Here is a 16,969-nt window from a genome sequence, read left to right on the forward strand (position 1 = left end):
TTATGACAACGACAATAGACTTGCACAAACAAGCACGCGACATCCTCAAAATGAATGATCGTGGTGGCTATACCATTCCCACTAAAGGGCTTTATCCCTATCAATGGAATTGGGACAGTGCCTTTGCAGCGCTTGGTTTTGCACAGTTCAACATCGACCGAGCCTGGCAAGAGTTGGATACACTTTTCACGGCTCAATGGGACGACGGAATGGTGCCGCACATCGTATTCCACAAATCAGACCCCGGATACTATCCTGGACCGGATGTTTGGGGCGGAATTGGTCCATTGCCTTCTTCGGGCATAACGCAACCACCAATTGCAGCAACCATGGCGCGGCTCATTTTTGAAAAAGACAAGACTGCAGGAGAAGCACATATCCGCGCACTGTTCCCAAAGATGCGCGCATGGCATCAATGGTTTATGCAATGGCGGCTTGATCAAGGCGCAGTGTGCGTGACCCACCCATGGGAAGCCGGCAGAGACAATACGCCAGAGTGGGATGGACCGATGGAACGGATCGATCCTATCGGCGTTGGTGAGTATGAGAGGCGCGACACCAAACATGTTGACGGCTCCATGCGCCCAACCAAGTTTGATTATGATCGCTATATCTGGCTGGTCCAGATGGGCAAACGGCTAAATTGGGACCAACAGCAACTATTGGAAGAAAATCCTTTCCGTGTCGCGGACCCAACGATGACGTTTACGCTGTTGCGCGCCCAACGAGACTTGCTCGCGCTCGGTGTGGAACTTGGTCTGGATGTCAACGGGCTCGACGTTGAAATAGCGACACTTGAAAAAGGTGCGGCCTCTCTTTGGAACAACAACATCCAAAGCTATGATGCACGGGATACTAAAACCGGCGAATGGGCGAATTGCGTTTCAAATGCCTCGTTCCTTTGCTGGTACGCAGGCATCGATTCAGCGGGCCAATCAGAACAATTACAGCGAGTACTGGATAAAGTGCAATTTGGCGTGCCAAGTCACGATCCAGAAAGCCCTAAGTTTGACGGTAGACGCTATTGGCGCGGGCCAACTTGGGCGGTGATGAACTTGCTGATCGGGTTGGGGCTTGAAGAGATGAAACATCCCCTTGCATTGCGTTTAAGACAGGCAACACGCGCACTAATCGAACAGAACGGTTTTGCTGAATATTTCGATCCGCAAGACGGCACACCCGCAGGTGGACAAGCATTTACGTGGACAGCAGCAGTCTGGTTGAGCTGGGCCGGTGAAAACCAAGGAGGCAACGATGGGATCAATTGAACTCAAATCCGTTGAAAAATGGTACGGATCGGCACAGGTAATCAAGGGCATCGACCTATCCATTAATGAAGGCGAATTTGTTGTCTTTGTAGGGCCTTCAGGTTGCGGAAAATCCACCCTTCTGCGAATGATTGGTGGGCTGGAAGACATCTCACGCGGAACATTGGAGATTAACGGTGAGGACGTTACCGCGCACCCACCGGCAAAGCGTGGCCTCGCAATGGTGTTCCAGAGTTACGCCCTATACCCGCACATGTCGGTACGCGACAATATGGCGTTTGGACTTAAAACCGCGGGTGCACCAAAAGCAGAAATTGCCGAAAAAGTGGATTATGCGGCTAAGACATTACAGCTTGAGCCATATCTTGAGCGACGCCCCAAAGACCTTTCAGGCGGACAACGTCAGCGCGTCGCAATCGGGCGCTCTATCGTACGAGATCCCACTGCATTTTTGTTTGACGAACCATTGTCAAATCTCGATGCGGCGCTGCGGGTTGAAATGCGGCATGAAATTGCAAAGCTTCACCAATCGCTCAAATCCACAATGATTTATGTGACCCACGACCAAGTCGAAGCCATGACTCTCGCAGACCGCATTGTGGTTCTTGAATTTGGCAAAATCGCACAGGTCGGTACGCCACGTGAGCTATATGAACGGCCGCAAAACACGTTCGTTGCGCAATTCATTGGAAGCCCAAAGATGAATTTGATGGATTGCTCGACAAAGGGCGGCACCTATAACTTACTGCAAGCGCGTGGTGGTAAATATCCATTTGAGCAACCTGCAACGCAACTGGGTGTACGCCCTGAGCATATTGAACTCAGCGCAAAAGGTAGCGGTCAATGCGATGGCAAGGTGGATTTGATCGAATATCTGGGGTCAGACAGTTTCGTAATTGTGGATTGTGGCCCATTGGGCAAAATCAACGTGCGGTGCGTTGGCGGTACAGCCTGCCAGATTGGCGATGAAGTGGGCTTGAGCTTTGATGCGGAAAAGATAAGCTATTTTGATAAGGACGGCTTACGGGTTTCGTAAGCTCAGTTCTCATAGCAAAAAGCATCTGGGCAAACCACACGTGTCATTATCACCCAAAGAGTTACTTCGCGCGCTTTTCGATGAAGCCGTTATTGTTGCAGATCCAATCAGTTGCTTGGAAAAGCATCTGCCCCCGCCCCCAGCTGGTCGCCTCATTGTTATCGGCGCAGGTAAGGCCAGTGCCCGCATGGCTGAAGCAGTTGAACGCCACTATAAATGCGACATTGAAGGATTGGTAATCACGCGATATGGCTACGCACGGCCAACCAAGCACATCGAAATTGTCGAAGCCGCGCATCCTGTGCCTGATCAGGCAGGTGTAGATGCCACGCGCCGCATGTTGGCTCTTGTTGGCGACTTGAAGCAGGACGACCTCGTGCTTGCTCCTATTTCTGGCGGAGGCTCTGCACTATTGTGCGCGCCGCTTGATGGAATCTCTTTAGACGACAAACAACAGATCAACCAAAACCTACTTGCAAGCGGTGCGCCGATTTCTGAGATGAATGTCGTTCGCCGGCATTTCTCTGCAGTAAAAGGTGGCAAACTGGCGATAGCTTGTGCCCCTGCTCGGGTTTGTGGACTTGTCATTTCCGATGTCGCTGGCGACGATTTGAACATCATTGCGTCGGGCCCCACAGTTCCCTCGCAAATCGAAGACGTATCGATCATACCAATATTAGAGAAATGGAACATCAACATCGATCCTCACATTCTGCGGATTGCCGAGCGTCACAATTCGCCTGAAGTTCCGCAGAACGAAGTCACGAACAGAATTGTTGCCGCTCCTTCGCAGTCACTCGAAGCTGCTAAAGCCTTGGCGCAAAGCCATGGTTGTGACGTCAAAATTCTGGGCGACGCCATTGAAGGCGAAGCGCGCACATTGGGCGCGGAACATGCGCGCCTAGCGATGGATATCGCAAAAACGAGGACAAAGACCGACAAACCCTTGCTGCTGCTATCAGGTGGAGAATGCACTGTCACAAGAACGGGCGACGGCATTGGCGGACCCAACGCAGAATATGCCCTTTCCGCTATGATTGCATTCAATGGCGCACCAAACATCCATCTGCTTGCTGCTGATACTGATGGCGTAGATGGAGCTGCCGAAGTAGCTGGTGCATTTGTATCCCCGCAAAGCGGAAGGTGTGCAACAGAATTGGGTTTGGATGCCCAATCCCATCTGGAAAGAAACGATGCGCACACCTTCTTTGAAAAGCTGGGAGAACAACTGGTGACAGGGCCAACACTGACAAACGTGAATGATTTTCGCGCCATTTTGATTGGCTAGCCCCAATTCAAAGCTTAACGATTCAGCTGATTGAATCTAAGGTGCCAACAACAGCAATTCTGTCAGCATATTCCAAAAGCAAGTCCATCAGATGAATTCAGTAGATCAAAAAATTGCTCAATATGATCAACAAAGCAAAATGTTGATCCAATCAGTGCGCGAAATGGTTCACAAGGTAGCAGCAAGCACTCAAGGATGCGGGCAAATTGTTGAAGCCCTAAAATGGGGTCAAATTAGTTTTTTGACTGAAAAACCAAAATCCGGCACTACCCTACGCATCGACAAAAATGCCACCGGCACTTTGTCTCTATATGTGAATTGCAATTCAAACATGATCGCTGAAGCAAGCGCACACTATCCGAATATGTTCACATATGTTGGCGCACGTGAAATTGTGCTGCCTAATGACTTGTCAGCGGTTTCCGAGCCTCTAGAACACATTATTGCAATGGCACTGACCTATCACAAAAACAAGAGAACCAAATAATGAAACCAAGTCGCGACATCGCCACATTGATTGAGATTATGCGCCGTTTGCGCGATCCAAATGGCGGTTGTCCTTGGGATCTAGAACAAGACTTCAATTCAATAAAGCCGCATACAATTGAAGAAGCATATGAAGTAGCTGATGCAATTGAGCGAAATGACTTTACTGATCTAAAGGCCGAACTTGGCGACCTGCTGTTCCAACCCATTTACTACGCGCAGATGGCTGATGAGATCGATGAATTCGATTTCGGCGACATCGTTTATGGCATTTGCGAAAAGCTCATCCGGCGGCACCCCCACGTTTTCGAAGAATTGAACCTAGATAATGCGCAAGGCGTCAACGCCAACTGGGAAAACATTAAAGCCGCTGAACGGGCAGCAAAGTCCAAAGGTACAAGCGGCAAGGCCCCATCGGTGCTCGATGATGTGCCGCGCGCATTGCCAGCGCTGACACGCGCCAACAAACTGGCAAAACGTGCAGCGCGCGTTGGATTTGACTGGCCCGATGCACAAGGCGCCCTCGATAAGGTGGTTGAAGAAACTAAAGAAGTTGCAGATGAAATCCGATCAGGAGATCAAGCTAAAATCGAGGAAGAAATTGGCGATCTTTTGTTCGCGATGACCTCGCTCGCCCGAAAACTCAACGTCGATCCAGAAGAGGCATTGTCAAATGCCAACCAGAAATTCATCCGCCGCTTTCAACATGTTGAAAAGCGTTGCCGCGATGAAAACATCCAAATTGAAGATGCGGGCTTAGAGAAACTAGAGGGTTTTTGGACCGAAATTCGCAAGACCGATAAGATTGAAAACTAAGCAGTGCCTTTGGGCTCAACAATAAATTTGTCGAACTTCTCCAAGAATGGCGACATCTTGTTCTTCAACACGCGCACTTCATATTGAATTGCTTCGTTGTCTTCGCTTGGCGTTGCACTAATGACCTCACCATGCTCGTAAAGCCAATGGGCAGTATGCGCAGCACTATGCGGCAGCAACACAGTTTGAAAACGCGCTGTTTTTCCTAGCTCGATTTCAATGGTCGCTAACAATTCATCAATTCCCTCACCCGTATGAGCGGAGATTTCAACGACCGGAATGGTCTTGCTTTTGTGGCGACGACGAACTTCCAGTTCTTCTTCTGAAAGCATGTCGACTTTGTTCCATACCTCGATAAACGGCACTTTTTCCGGCGTTACGTCCAAATCAGCCAGAACGTCATTAACGTCCTGCGATTGAGCCATATAGTCATCGTTAGCGATATCGCGCACATGCAAAACAATATGCGCCTCTGTCACTTCTTCAAGCGTTCCACGGAAAGCAGCAATCAAATCCGTTGGCAAATCGGCGATAAATCCAACGGTGTCGGAAAACACTACTTCGCGTTTATGTGGCAGGATTGCGCGACGCACAGTCGTATCTAGCGTTGCAAACAACTGATCTTCAGCTTTGATGTCTGAACCGGTTAGGACGTTGAACAATGTTGACTTGCCAGCGTTCGTATATCCGGCAAGCGCAATAATTGGAAACGGGATCGACTGACGCGACTTGCGTTGTTCAAAGCGTGTGCGTTGTACCTTGCCCAATCGCTTGGTCAGCAAATTGATCCGTTCTTGCAGCAAGCGTCTATCAGATTCGATCTGTGTTTCACCTGGACCGCCGACAAATCCAAGTCCACCACGCTGACGCTCCAAGTGGGTCCAAGATCGCACAAGACGCCCTTTCTGGTAATTCAAGTGCGCAAGTTCGACCTGAAGCACACCTTCACGTGTTGCAGCACGATCACCAAAAATCTCCAAAATCAATGCCGTGCGGTCCAAAACCTTTGCACCAAGCCTTGTTTCAAGATTTCGTTGCTGAATTGGGGAAAGCTGCACATCAATTAAGACCAGTGCAACACTCTCCTCTTCGACAAATTTTTGCAACGTATCAACGTGGCCGCCGCCTAGAAAAGTAGCGGGTTTAACCTCGCGCACATTGACGACTTGCGAGTCAATAATTTCAAGATTGATAGCGCTGGCGAGGCTTTTAAACTCCTCAAGCCGCGCTTCAATGGTGCGACGAGATGGTTGCCGAGCAACATCTGGACATACCAATAGTGTACGTGTGGCAGCCACACGTCGATCATGGTAAGCGGCACTTCCTTTACGGAACTCTACGCCTACCTGTTCAGGATTTTCATTGTTTCTGGACAGACTAGTTAGCCTTTATTGTCAGTCTCTGGATCAAACAATTGAATTGGCGCGCCAGGCATGATGGTCGAAATCGCGTGTTTATAGACCAACTGCGATTGGGACTCGCGGCGTAGCAACAAGCAAAAGTTGTCGAACCACGTAATAACGCCTTGCAGCTTAACGCCATTGACCAAGAAAATGGTCACTGGGATCTTGTTTTTCCGGACATTGTTGAGGAATGAATCTTGCAAGTTCTGACTTTTTTCGTTGGGCATTCTGGGGGCCTCTTTTTTTAAAGGTAACACGAGCGGCAACATTCGCCCTTGTGACCAAGATTATATCCTAAAACTCGTTCCAACAACTAGGCTTGAACAAAGAGTTAATAAAAACACCGCACTAAATGGGTACGCAATGCCACATGAACTGTCAATCAGTTTAAGAATTATCGTTGCCGAATATCGCTAATTGCAGCCAAAATCACCAAGATTTCCAGTCGACCGGCCAAAGCAAGCGCCGCAATCCACAGGCCAACCAGATTACCATTTTCAGCACGGACCGCGGCCCCATCGACCAAGTTTGCCACTGAACTTAAGCTTCCAACTGCCGAAGAAAACGCAGATTCAAAGTCCATTCCAAGTGCGGCAAATCCCAAAAAGCCAACACAGAGTGTCAAAATGAAGAGAAAGAAGTAGCTCCAAATGGCTTTAGTTGCGCCGGAGCGACCGAAACGCTCGTCCATTCTTCCCGCCAAAATGGCGTTTGGAAAAACCAACTGGCGTGCTTCAGCAATTGAATTAAACAACATCACCCCGAGCCGATAGAGTTTGATCCCGCCACTCGTTGAAAATGTCGTTGCGCCGCCCATTGCCAACATGAACCCAAGCAATATTGGAATGCTTGAAGCATGGGATGAATGGTGGGTAATGCCTGTGGTCGTCATAATCGCTGTTACGTCAAATATGTGACGTAGCAACTCAAATGGCTGGTCACGCAAAATGCCGTTGACCAATGAAATCAGTCCGCCGAACGTCAGCATGATCACTATGGCACCGAGACTTTCGCGATGTTCACGCCAAAGCAGTTCAAACCGACGGGCCAAAATCATTCGGTGCCATATGATGCTCGTACCACCAGCCATCATGAAGAAAATCAGCGTAATCTCCGCGCCACGATTATTGAATACTGTGCCACCCGATTGGGTGGGCAGGAAACCGTTGGTTGACAGTGCAGCGGTTGAAGCCAATGCAGCGTCCAACGGCCTCACGCCCTGCACGAGCAGAAGCAGAAGGCAGATGAAGGTGAGCGCAAAATACGGCAGAGCAATTTCGGCGAGTGTACGCAGCAATTGCGGGCCACCAGTGCCCGTTCCATGTAAAAGAAAGCGCAAATCGCGGTTTGGCAGCCCACCTACCCTGTATGGGCTCAATACATATACGATAAGGGCCAATGTCATTAGCCCACCAAACCATGCGGTAATCGCTCTATATGCTTTCATTGGCGTCGAAATTGCTTCCGGTGCCAACATAGTCGTGCCTAGCGCTGTCGCGGCGGAACTAGCTTCATAAAGTGCGGCCGCAAACGTCATATTTTCAAGCACGACAAATGGTAAGGTTGCCGCAAAAACCAGCGTTATCCAGCAACAGCAGGCAAGCACAAACATACCGCCACGCGTCAGCCGTTTGGCCTGGCGGTTAAACGCCAAAACAACCACCATAGACAGAAACAAATAGGCAATCATGATAAGACCGAAGCCTTCAATCTGCGCTATGTTTTGCCCCATAATTGCAACCGCGAATGGCGCAGATAAGCAAAACGCAAATCCAAACAAAACCATACTGCAAATTGAAAAAATGGCTGACATCTATGACCCTAGAAAAAGTCGATGCTAACGCGGAACATCTGTTCAACTTGACGCACGGCATCCGCTAAAGCAAACACAATCACCAAATCACCTGCTTCCACGCGTGTTTGACCTGTCGGCACAATCATCTTGCGGCCGCGGATAATTGCACCAATTCGAACACCGGTGCCGAAGTCAAAGTCCTTCAACGGCTTTCCAACCAGTGGCGACGTTTCGAGCGCCTCAGCTTCCAAAAGCTCCGCGGCACCATTGTAGAGTGTATAAACACCCCTAATTCGACCACGGCGGACATGTCGAAGGATCTTTGAAACCGTCACAGTTCTTGGGTTCAAAAAGGCATCCACGCCTAAACGTCGCGCAAATCGCGGATATTGTGGTTGATTTACCAACGCAATCGTCGTCGCGTTGCCTAATTCGCTGGCCAAAACAGATGACAAAATGTTGGTTTCGTCATCATTTGTCAGCCCAAGATACATTTGCGCGTTTTGAATGCTAACCTCATGCATGATGTCCTCATGCAAGCCATCCCCGTAAACAACAATCGCATCTTTCAGTGTTTCGGCAGCCCGTTGCGCTGTTTCTCGGTTATTTTCGATCAGTCGGACAGAAATGCCCTCACCCAATTCTTCAAGCTTGCGCGCAACGTACTGGCCAACATTGCCCGCACCGCCAATCACAACCTTGCTGGGGAACGGTGCATCCTTGCCGAACATCGCCAAGACACGATTAACTTGCGAGCGCCCAACAGCGACAATGGCTTCGTCACCTGACATCAAGAAGTCATCAGATTTAAGGGCCAGCATATTGCCATCACGCCGCACACCCATCACCGTTGCTTCCAGATTTGGAAAAAGGTCGGTGAGTTGCATCAATGGTGTATCGATAATGGCGCAATCTTCGGTTACAGCAACGGTAATAACCAAGACCTGATCATCATCAAACGACACCAAATCAAGCGCGCCGGGATAGGCCATGCGCTGCAATATCAAGTCACCTACCTCGACTTCAGGCGAAATGATCACATCGATCGGCAAGTGGTCTCGCGCAAACAAATCGCTCCACTCTGATTTGAGATAGCTTTGTGCCCTAATACGCGCAATCCGCGTGGGGATGTTGAAAATTGAGTGCGCAACCTGACAGGCGATCATATTGACCTCGTCAACCTGCGTCACCGCAATCAGCATATCCGCTTCGCGTGCCCCAGCCTGCGCCAAAACATCAGGGTGCGAACCGTGACCATGGACGCCACGCGCATCTAATGTGTCGCGCACCCGTTGCACCAACTCGGGGTTGCTATCAATCACCGTCACTTCATTGGATTCCATCGCCAAGCGTTCGGCAATGCCATAGCCAACTTGTCCAGCACCACTAATAATTACGCGCATAAATGCCCCCTAATTTTGGCTGCTCTACAAGCCCAGCGACTTCAGTTTTCGGTGTAAGGCGCTACGTTCCATACCAACAAACTCCGCCGTCCGCGAGATGTTGCCCCCAAATCTTTCAATTTGAGCCACAAGATATTGCCTTTCAAAAACTTCGCGCGCTTCTCGTAATGGCAAAGTCATCAAATGTGGGCTATCGCTGCTCTCATCCACGGAGGGCAACACTTCGCCAATATCAGCTGGCAGCATTTCCGCAGTTACGCACCCGTCCTCAGGAAAATTCTCATTGAGCATGATGATCAAGCGCTCAAGCGAATTTCGCAACTGGCGAGCATTGCCTGGCCAATCCTGGGCTTGAAGTACCGCCATCGCATCATCTGCAACGCTGAACTTTTTGAGGTTGTGTACCTGCATCAACGTTTTTGTAAGTTGATTTACCAGCAGAGGAATGTCTTCGCGTCGCTCCTTAAGCGCTGGCAGCGCCAATGGAATAACTGCCAGTCGGTGGAACAGGTCCGCCCTAAAGGCACCCTCCTCAACCAAGCGAGCAACGTTCGTTGAACAAGACGCAACAATACGCACGTCAACCCCAACACGTGTTTCACCGTCTATGCGTGAAAACTTGTTTTCAACAATGGCACGCAACAACTGTGCTTGCATCGCCGGAGACAGCACCTCAACTTCCGCCAAATAGAGCGTTCCACCATGAGCGCGCTCAAATGCGCCGGCAACGATGTTCTTGGAGCCATTTTCGGCGACTTCGCGGCCAAATAGTGCCTCCGCTAATTCTTCTTCCCCGTGCATGGCCAAGTTGATTTCGACAAAGGGCCCTTTTGCGCGGTGGGACAGGTCATGTAAATGACGAGCACACAAACCTTTGCCTGTACCAGAAGGACCAGTAAGGAAAACACGAGAATTGGTCATAGCGCACTTTGCCAAAGCGGCCTTGATATTCATAAAGGCAGGTGACACCCCAACGAATTTATCGCTTTCCGCTCCGGATCGGACTTTTAGATCCTGAACCTCATCCTTAAGTCGACGGTTCTCGAACGCGCGTTGTGCAACCAAAAGTAACCTGTCGATTTTAAAGGGTTTTTCAATATAGTCGAATGCCCCACGCCGGATGGCAGAAACAGCTGTTTCCACGTTGCCGTGTCCTGATATCATCACCACAGCAATATCATTGTGGCGATCTTGAATGGCATCAAGCAATTGCAGCCCATCAAGCCGAGACCCTTGCATCCAAATATCAAGAAACACGAGCCCGGGACGCCGCGCTTCAATCGCCTCCAATGCTGAATCTGCATCGTGGGCCAAGCGAGTTTCATATCCTTCGTCTTCCAGTATCCCCGAGATCAACTCACGAATGTCTTCTTCATCGTCAACGATCAATACGTCTTGTGCCATCTACTCATCCACTGCCTGAGTTATCTCAGTGCTTTCTTGGTTTTTGTCTTGTTTATTCTTTTTAGTCTTTGGTGCGGGGCTAGCGAGCAAGGTGAACCTGAAGCAGGCACCAACATTGCCACTTTCATCCGGTTCCCCATCCAACAACTCAACTTGCCCGCCGTGCTGTTCAATAATTTTCGAAACAATCGCCAGACCGAGCCCCGTGCCCTTGCCACGCGTCGTCATGTAAGGCTCCAGAAGACGCGAACGGTTTTCGCTCGGCCATCCGGGTCCATTGTCTTGCACCGAGACCTCAATATGCCCATTCAGCAATTGAGAACGGACAACAATCATAGGCTTTCTATCATTGAAATTAGAAGTTCCTTCAAGGGCTTCCGATGCATTTTTAATTAGGTTTGTTAAAACTTGAGAAATCAACCGCTCGTCAAACTCGCACACCAAGTCTTCGTCTGGCAGTTCAGTTTTAATTTTGATTTCAGGATGCCGAACACTTTCTGAAAAAACCGCCTGCTTGATGGTTTCCTTCAGGTTCGCTGATGCTAGGTTTGCAGAAGGCATTCGCGCAAAAGTTGAAAACTCATCCACCATGCGACCAATGTCACCAACCTGGCGCATAATGGTGTCAGTGCATTTGTCAAAGACATCAAAGTCGCCATCCAGCTTTTTGCGATAGCGCCGTCGCAAACGCTCGGCTGACAATTGGATCGGTGTGAGTGGGTTTTTGATTTCGTGCGCAATGCGCTGCGCGACATCGGCCCAAACGCTGGTTCTTTGCGCTGCTATCAGGTCGGAAATGTCATCAAGCGTAATCACATAACCTTTTGAGTTCTCATTGGTACCTTCCCGCGTAATCCGCGCCTGATATGTGCGCTCTTCACCCAGTTTGGATTTGATCTCCACCTGTTCTTGGTTTTGTTCACGCTGAGATTGCATTGCCGTAGAAACGAACTCTGAGAGCGCTGGCACAACATCTACAATCTGCTTGCCTACCAGCTTTTCTGGTTTGCTTTCAAACATTTCTGCCGCACTTGCGTTGACGATTGTCACGACCCCGTCTGGGTCAAGCCCCACAATCCCCGCACTAACGCCTTCAAGCACCGCCTCAGTGAATTGACGCCGCTGATCGATGGTCTCATTCGCTGACAGCAAAGCCCCGTGCTGTGCGCGCAGTTGCGATGTCATGCGGTTAAATCGGCTCGACAGATCAAACATATCGCCCGACACACCTTTTACCGGCACCCGAATATCCAGTTCACCCTCGGATACCTTGGTTGACGCAACCATCAAGTTCCGAATCGGCGCCACAAGCCGGTTCGCTAGAGCGATTCCAAGCCACACCGCCGCCAACAATACAACGAAAGCGAGGCCAACATACATGAAGGCAAATGTGATCTGAAAAACCAAACGATTGGATTCATATTCACGATACTCGGCAACGTTCTGCTCCGCCAAGCGAGTGTATTCAAGGACTTGTGGATCTACCCCGCGAGCAACGAATAGGTAATAATTGTCATAGCCTGTGAGTTTGATTACAGCGCCAACCAGATTATCCCGCCCCGGTCGAATTAGGTCGGGTTGTTTTTCAACGACGTCCTCAATTAGATTTGAAGGCAAGGTTGGCGGTGTCGACGAAGATGGCAAACGCGCACGCAGAACAACAACCTGTTGATCATTTAATATGTAAGCAAATGGCAACGAGCGGCTTTGTGCTAGTGACGTAAAAATATCTGTGAAACTAGCTTGATCATTTACAAAAACATCGTTGATTTTTTCAAGCTCACTGGCGAGCGACAAAATCTCGTTTCTCAGTACGGCGGCCTGGTCGCTCAGATACGAGTTTGCTACCGACCGCGAGCTTTCCACCATCGCGCGGGAACGCTCAGAAAACCAGTGATCCAAGCCCTGGTTTAGGGCGATCGTTGCAACAACCGCCACAATAAATGCCGGTACCGCGGCAGCGACCGCAAACATGGAAACCAACCGCACATGGAGCCCAGAACCTGCCTGCTTGTTCAAACGTGATTGCAACAAAAGGTATGCTTCAGTGAGCAAGAGCGCGATCACCATCAGGATCAAGACGCCGTTTACTAGCCAGATAAAGGGCCAAAGCGATGGATCGGGCTCAACAGGCGTTGCGCCGGTCAGAATTAGAAATGACGCTGACGCAGAGGCAATCGCCGCCAGCACCAGCACAATGCCGAGGATGCGCAAAAACCGATTTCGCCGCAAAAACAATTGCCGGACGCGTGGTACTTCTGTGTCGCTCAACCTAAAATGATCCTTAAGGTGCTGGAATGCCCAACTGTGCCACAAAAGTAACACCTAGTCCGTTAGACTTACCCGTTTCCCCTCAGTGATCAAGACAATTGTTGCAAAAATGTGACATCACCACCTATCGGCTGGCATTTTTTGCGACACGAATTTGATGGTGGTTCAGTTTTTTGCGCAGAGTATTACGGTTTAACCCCAATAGTTCGGCCGCTTTCACTTGATTGCCGTTGCAAGCCGTAAGCGAAATCTCCAGCAATGGCACTTCGATCTCATCCAGTATCCGATGGTACAAATCGTCGGCAGGCAATCCCGGCTCCGCCTGAGAAAATAGTCGCATCAAATGGCGTTCAACACTTTCTTGCAGCGTTTGCCCTTCGGTACCGGCAGGGGAAGATGCGGCTTGCTGAGCTGCGCTTTGACCCAGCTCCGATTTCACCATATCTGCAGAAATGACTTCCTCAGGATAAAGTGCAACAAATCGGTGAATTAAGTTTTCCAACTCACGCACATTGCCTGGCCAGTTGTGCTCTGAGAGAACAGCAAGACCTTCGCTGGATATAGATTTGCGCAGTTTTGTTTCTTCAGAATACTTTTCGATGAAGTGCCGAACCAAATCAGCAATATCTTCGGGTCTTTCCCGCAATGCGGGCATCCGCAACTGCACAACATTCAATCGATAATACAAATCCTCACGGAACAAGCCTTGTCGAATAAGCTGATTAAGATCGCGGTGCGTTGCAGCGATAATCCGCACATCCGTTTGAATGGTTTCGCGTCCACCAACCCGAGTAAACTCACCTTCTTGCAACACACGCAACAGTCGGGTCTGCGCCGCCATTGGCATGTCGCCAATCTCGTCCAAAAATAGCGTACCGCGCGCGGACAGTTCAAAATGACCAGGCGCGCGGGCATTGGCCCCAGTAAATGCGCCTTTTTCGTGCCCGAACAATTCAGATTCAATCAGATCCTGCGGAATCGCTGCCATATTGATGGCATTGAACGGACCGTTTTTGCGTTTACCAAATTCGTGCAGTGCACGGGCAACCACTTCCTTGCCCGTACCACTTTCTCCAGAGATCATGACAGTCAGGTCGGTCTGAATGAGACGCGCCATGGTCCGATAAACCTCCTGCATAGGCGCAGAGCGGCCCACAAGCGGCATATCTTCCACTTTATCGTCAGTTGAGCGACTTGCCTTGTTTTCGCGCTCCTGCAGCGCTTTTTCTGCCGTATTGGTGACCTCAACAAGGTCAAACGGCTTGGGCAAATACTCATATGCCCCAGCTTCACTTGCTTTTACGGCAGTCATGAAGGTGTTTTGTGCGCTCATCACGATGATTGGCAAATCGGGTCTTTGGTTTTGAATTTTTGGCAAAACGTCAAACGCACTACCATCTGGCATCATCACATCGGTGATCAACAAATCGCCTTCACCACGCGAGACATGGTTCCAAAGTGTCGCGATGTTACTCATGGGCAATACTTCATATCCGGCCCGGGTAAGCGCTTGGCTCAAGACCAAGCGGATTGAGGCATCATCATCAGCAACCAAAATCGTTCGCTTACTCATTCAAAGCATCCTCTTTGTGGTTCGACTTTGTAGCTTTCGCCATTGGCAATAAGGTTTTAAAGATCGTGCGGTCCCCGACATAGTCCACATCAACGATGCCACCCTGCCCGCGAATAAGCTTGGCCACCATCGCCAATCCCAAACCGCCGCCAGTCTTTTTGGACGTAACGAACGGTTCAAAAATGTGGGGAAGCATTTCCGGATCAATTCCCGGGCCGTTATCTTCAACGGTTATTTCTAGTGGCAAAGACAAACGCTCGCGCGTTCCCGAAACCCCTACCCGAATTCCAGGTCGGTAAGCCGTGGAGATCTTAATTTTCGAACCCGCTTCGCCTTTCACAGCTTCTGCCGCGTTTTTAACAAGGTTGAGATAGACCTGCACCAATTGGTCCCAATTTCCCAAAACCGGTGGAAGGCTGGGGTCAAATTGTTTTTCAATGGTTAGGCCCTTGGCAAACCCGTTTTCAGCCAACAACAACACATGGTTTAAAACTGCGTGAATATTGATAGATGAAAGTTCAGGGTGACGTTCGTCACCGAAAACTTCCATGCGATCGACAAGTTTTACAATTCGCTCAACTTCTTGCTGCACCAAACGCGCCAGGGGTCTGTCATCATCGCTGGCACTTTGCTCAAGCAGTTGGGCCGCCCCCTTAATGCCAGATAGCGGATTTTTGATTTCATGCGCCAACATGGCTGCTAGTCCACTTACCTGTCGCGCAGCGCCTTGCGAGGTTAGCTGCTTGTCGATCTTATCCGCCATAGTGCGCTCGAATAGCGTAACCACAACCAAATTTGGGTCAGAGCCCATTGGTGCCACATGCACGTCAACAAGGCGCTCATGCGGCAAATTTACGTTGCCGATGGCGATTTTATGCTCGCTTGAAGCCGCTTGGCGTTCGTGCACATGCGCCAAAAGGCCCAACAATGGCGATGAAGGCGCCACATGGTCGTCGACTTTTTGGCGCTTCAACAAATTCTCAGACGTTTGGAAAAAGCTCTGGGCAGCATAATTGGCCATAACGATTTGGTTTGCAGAATCGCAAATCAAAACCGGCTGGGTCATGGATTGGAATGCCGAAAATGCCAATTCATATGATGTTGGGCTCATGCCGCATTCTCCATCAATCCTTCGAACAATTCATCAATCAAGGCGGGCACGCGCGCCGCGTCACCTTCAGTCAGAATACGCTTGCGAGTTTCAGCGCTAATCTGAGTTTCTTCACTGAGAATATCCATATACCAACCCAAATGCTTCCTTGCGCAACGAACGCCCAATGCTTCACCATACTCTGCCATCATCATGGCATAGTGCTCTTTCATCAGGTCTAAACGGGTCGCCATCGTGGGTGTCTCAGGAACCGGTTTGTTGTGCAGCGCGGCACCAACCTGCCCAAGGAGCCACGGTTGCCCTTGCGCGCCACGCCCGATCATCACGGCCGCTGCGCCGGACTGCCTAAGCGCTTCTTTGGCGCTTTTTATGTCCACAATATCGCCGTTCACCACAACCGGAACGTCAACAGCCTCAACAACATCACGTACAGGTCGCCATTTGGCCGATCCTTTATAGAATTGCTGGCGGGTGCGACCGTGAATGGTGATCATCTGTACACCTGCAGCAGCTGCTGCCCGAGCGATATCAGGCGAGTTGATGCTTTCGTCGTTCCAGCCAAGGCGCATCTTGAGTGTTACGGGCAGGTTTGTTGCAGCCAAAACCGCTTCAATCAAATCCTGTGCCTTATCGGGCACGCGCATTAATGCAGACCCAGCGTAGCCGTTGGTCACGCGTTTTGATGGGCACCCCATATTAATATCAATAATGTCTGCACCGCTGTCTTCGGCAATTCGCGCGCCCTCAGCCATCCAATGGCCCTCGCAACCAGCCAACTGAATAACATTTGGCAATTTCTCGGGTTTTCCCAAACGTCGCGCCATATCGGCATGGCCATTGGTCAGCGCTGCACTTGCAATCATTTCAGACACAACCATACCCGCTCCATAGCGCGCAGCTATAGTGCGAAAAGATTTATCCGTTATCCCAGACAAAGGCGCCAAGAAGGCATTTGACGGGAAAATATGATTGCCAATTTGAATTGGCTTGAGCTGTTCTTGCATATTTTTTGCGCAACATTAAAACGTGACTGAATAATAGACAGAGATTAAGTTTTAAGCAAATGACCAATTGCTAGTTTGGGTTAACTCTGGCTTGCTGCTTGCGATAGCAAA

At 49.9% G+C, this 16,969-nt stretch carries 14 protein-coding genes; 5 read left to right on the top strand and 9 right to left on the bottom strand.

Annotation, left to right across the window (positions count from 1 at the left end; genetic code table 11):
- Positions 1 to 2: 2 nt before the first annotated feature.
- The 5 genes from QQL65_RS13415 (at position 3) to mazG (ending at position 4,894) form a co-directional block, all read left to right on the top strand.
- A complete protein-coding gene (locus tag QQL65_RS13415) occupies positions 3 to 1,268 on the top strand; it encodes an MGH1-like glycoside hydrolase domain-containing protein (RefSeq protein ID WP_284365361.1) in 1,266 nt (421 codons plus the stop codon).
- Positions 1,255 to 2,304 (top strand): ABC transporter ATP-binding protein, encoded by a 1,050-nt coding sequence (locus QQL65_RS13420; protein WP_284365362.1) that lies wholly within the window; start codon positions 1,255 to 1,257, stop codon positions 2,302 to 2,304. Before QQL65_RS13415 ends, QQL65_RS13420 begins: the two co-directional genes overlap by 14 nt.
- Before the next feature lie 40 nt (positions 2,305 to 2,344).
- Positions 2,345 to 3,592, top strand: coding sequence for a glycerate kinase type-2 family protein (locus QQL65_RS13425; RefSeq protein ID WP_284365364.1), 1,248 nt, complete (start codon positions 2,345 to 2,347; stop codon positions 3,590 to 3,592).
- Between the two features lie 91 nt (positions 3,593 to 3,683).
- The gene (locus QQL65_RS13430) at positions 3,684 to 4,079 is read left to right on the top strand and encodes a DUF1801 domain-containing protein (protein ID WP_284365366.1); all 396 of its coding nucleotides are present in this window, start codon (positions 3,684 to 3,686) and stop codon (positions 4,077 to 4,079) included.
- Positions 4,079 to 4,894, top strand: a complete 816-nt coding sequence (gene mazG, locus QQL65_RS13435; protein WP_284365368.1) for a nucleoside triphosphate pyrophosphohydrolase — start codon at positions 4,079 to 4,081, stop codon at positions 4,892 to 4,894. Before QQL65_RS13430 ends, mazG begins: the two co-directional genes overlap by 1 nt.
- On the opposite strand, the gene hflX is transcribed toward mazG, so the two are convergent.
- From hflX to dusB, 9 genes are all read right to left on the bottom strand, one after another.
- Positions 4,891 to 6,192 (bottom strand): GTPase HflX, encoded by a 1,302-nt coding sequence (hflX, locus tag QQL65_RS13440; protein ID WP_284365369.1) that lies wholly within the window; start codon positions 6,190 to 6,192, stop codon positions 4,891 to 4,893. The two genes, mazG and hflX, sit on opposite strands and share 4 nt — an antisense overlap.
- Positions 6,193 to 6,275: 83 nt before the next feature.
- The gene (gene hfq, locus QQL65_RS13445; RefSeq protein WP_284365371.1) at positions 6,276 to 6,524 is read right to left on the bottom strand and encodes an RNA chaperone Hfq; all 249 of its coding nucleotides are present in this window, start codon (positions 6,522 to 6,524) and stop codon (positions 6,276 to 6,278) included.
- 167 nt (positions 6,525 to 6,691) lie between these two features.
- Positions 6,692 to 8,110: a hypothetical protein gene (locus QQL65_RS13450; RefSeq protein ID WP_284365372.1), complete on the bottom strand. Its 1,419-nt coding sequence runs from the start codon at positions 8,108 to 8,110 to the stop codon at positions 6,692 to 6,694.
- Between the two features lie 8 nt (positions 8,111 to 8,118).
- The gene (gene trkA, locus QQL65_RS13455; protein ID WP_284365373.1) at positions 8,119 to 9,495 is read right to left on the bottom strand and encodes a Trk system potassium transporter TrkA; all 1,377 of its coding nucleotides are present in this window, start codon (positions 9,493 to 9,495) and stop codon (positions 8,119 to 8,121) included.
- A gap of 24 nt (positions 9,496 to 9,519) precedes the next feature.
- On the bottom strand, positions 9,520 to 10,899 hold the full coding sequence (ntrX, locus tag QQL65_RS13460) for a nitrogen assimilation response regulator NtrX (RefSeq protein WP_284365375.1): 1,380 nt from the start codon (positions 10,897 to 10,899) through the stop codon (positions 9,520 to 9,522).
- Positions 10,900 to 13,170, bottom strand: a complete 2,271-nt coding sequence (locus QQL65_RS13465; RefSeq protein ID WP_284365376.1) for a sensor histidine kinase NtrY-like — start codon at positions 13,168 to 13,170, stop codon at positions 10,900 to 10,902.
- A 124-nt stretch (positions 13,171 to 13,294) separates the two neighbouring features.
- Positions 13,295 to 14,743 (bottom strand): nitrogen regulation protein NR(I), encoded by a 1,449-nt coding sequence (gene ntrC, locus QQL65_RS13470; protein WP_284365378.1) that lies wholly within the window; start codon positions 14,741 to 14,743, stop codon positions 13,295 to 13,297.
- Entirely contained in the window at positions 14,736 to 15,854 is a 1,119-nt protein-coding gene (locus tag QQL65_RS13475; protein WP_284365379.1) for a two-component system sensor histidine kinase NtrB, read from the bottom strand. Before QQL65_RS13475 ends, ntrC begins: the two co-directional genes overlap by 8 nt.
- Positions 15,851 to 16,858, bottom strand: a complete 1,008-nt coding sequence (gene dusB, locus QQL65_RS13480) for a tRNA dihydrouridine synthase DusB (protein WP_284365381.1) — start codon at positions 16,856 to 16,858, stop codon at positions 15,851 to 15,853. The genes QQL65_RS13475 and dusB overlap by 4 nt, the downstream gene beginning before the upstream one ends.
- Between the last annotated feature and the right edge of the window lie 111 nt (positions 16,859 to 16,969).

The organism is Maritalea porphyrae (assembly GCF_030159895.1).
GTDB classification, from domain to species: Bacteria; Pseudomonadota; Alphaproteobacteria; order Rhizobiales; family Devosiaceae; genus Maritalea; species Maritalea porphyrae.

Coding starts and splice junctions, on each gene's coding strand:
- QQL65_RS13415 (WP_284365361.1), top strand. CDS start 3: ATGACAACGACAATAGACTTGCACAAACAAGCACGCGACATCCTCAAA.
- QQL65_RS13420 (WP_284365362.1), top strand. CDS start 1,255: ATGGGATCAATTGAACTCAAATCCGTTGAAAAATGGTACGGATCGGCA.
- QQL65_RS13430 (WP_284365366.1), top strand. CDS start 3,684: ATGAATTCAGTAGATCAAAAAATTGCTCAATATGATCAACAAAGCAAA.
- mazG (WP_284365368.1), top strand. CDS start 4,079: ATGAAACCAAGTCGCGACATCGCCACATTGATTGAGATTATGCGCCGT.
- hfq (WP_284365371.1), bottom strand. CDS start 6,524: ATGCCCAACGAAAAAAGTCAGAACTTGCAAGATTCATTCCTCAACAAT.
- QQL65_RS13450 (WP_284365372.1), bottom strand. CDS start 8,110: ATGTCAGCCATTTTTTCAATTTGCAGTATGGTTTTGTTTGGATTTGCG.
- trkA (WP_284365373.1), bottom strand. CDS start 9,495: ATGCGCGTAATTATTAGTGGTGCTGGACAAGTTGGCTATGGCATTGCC.
- ntrX (WP_284365375.1), bottom strand. CDS start 10,899: ATGGCACAAGACGTATTGATCGTTGACGATGAAGAAGACATTCGTGAG.
- ntrC (WP_284365378.1), bottom strand. CDS start 14,743: ATGAGTAAGCGAACGATTTTGGTTGCTGATGATGATGCCTCAATCCGC.
- QQL65_RS13475 (WP_284365379.1), bottom strand. CDS start 15,854: ATGAGCCCAACATCATATGAATTGGCATTTTCGGCATTCCAATCCATG.
- dusB (WP_284365381.1), bottom strand. CDS start 16,858: ATGCAAGAACAGCTCAAGCCAATTCAAATTGGCAATCATATTTTCCCG.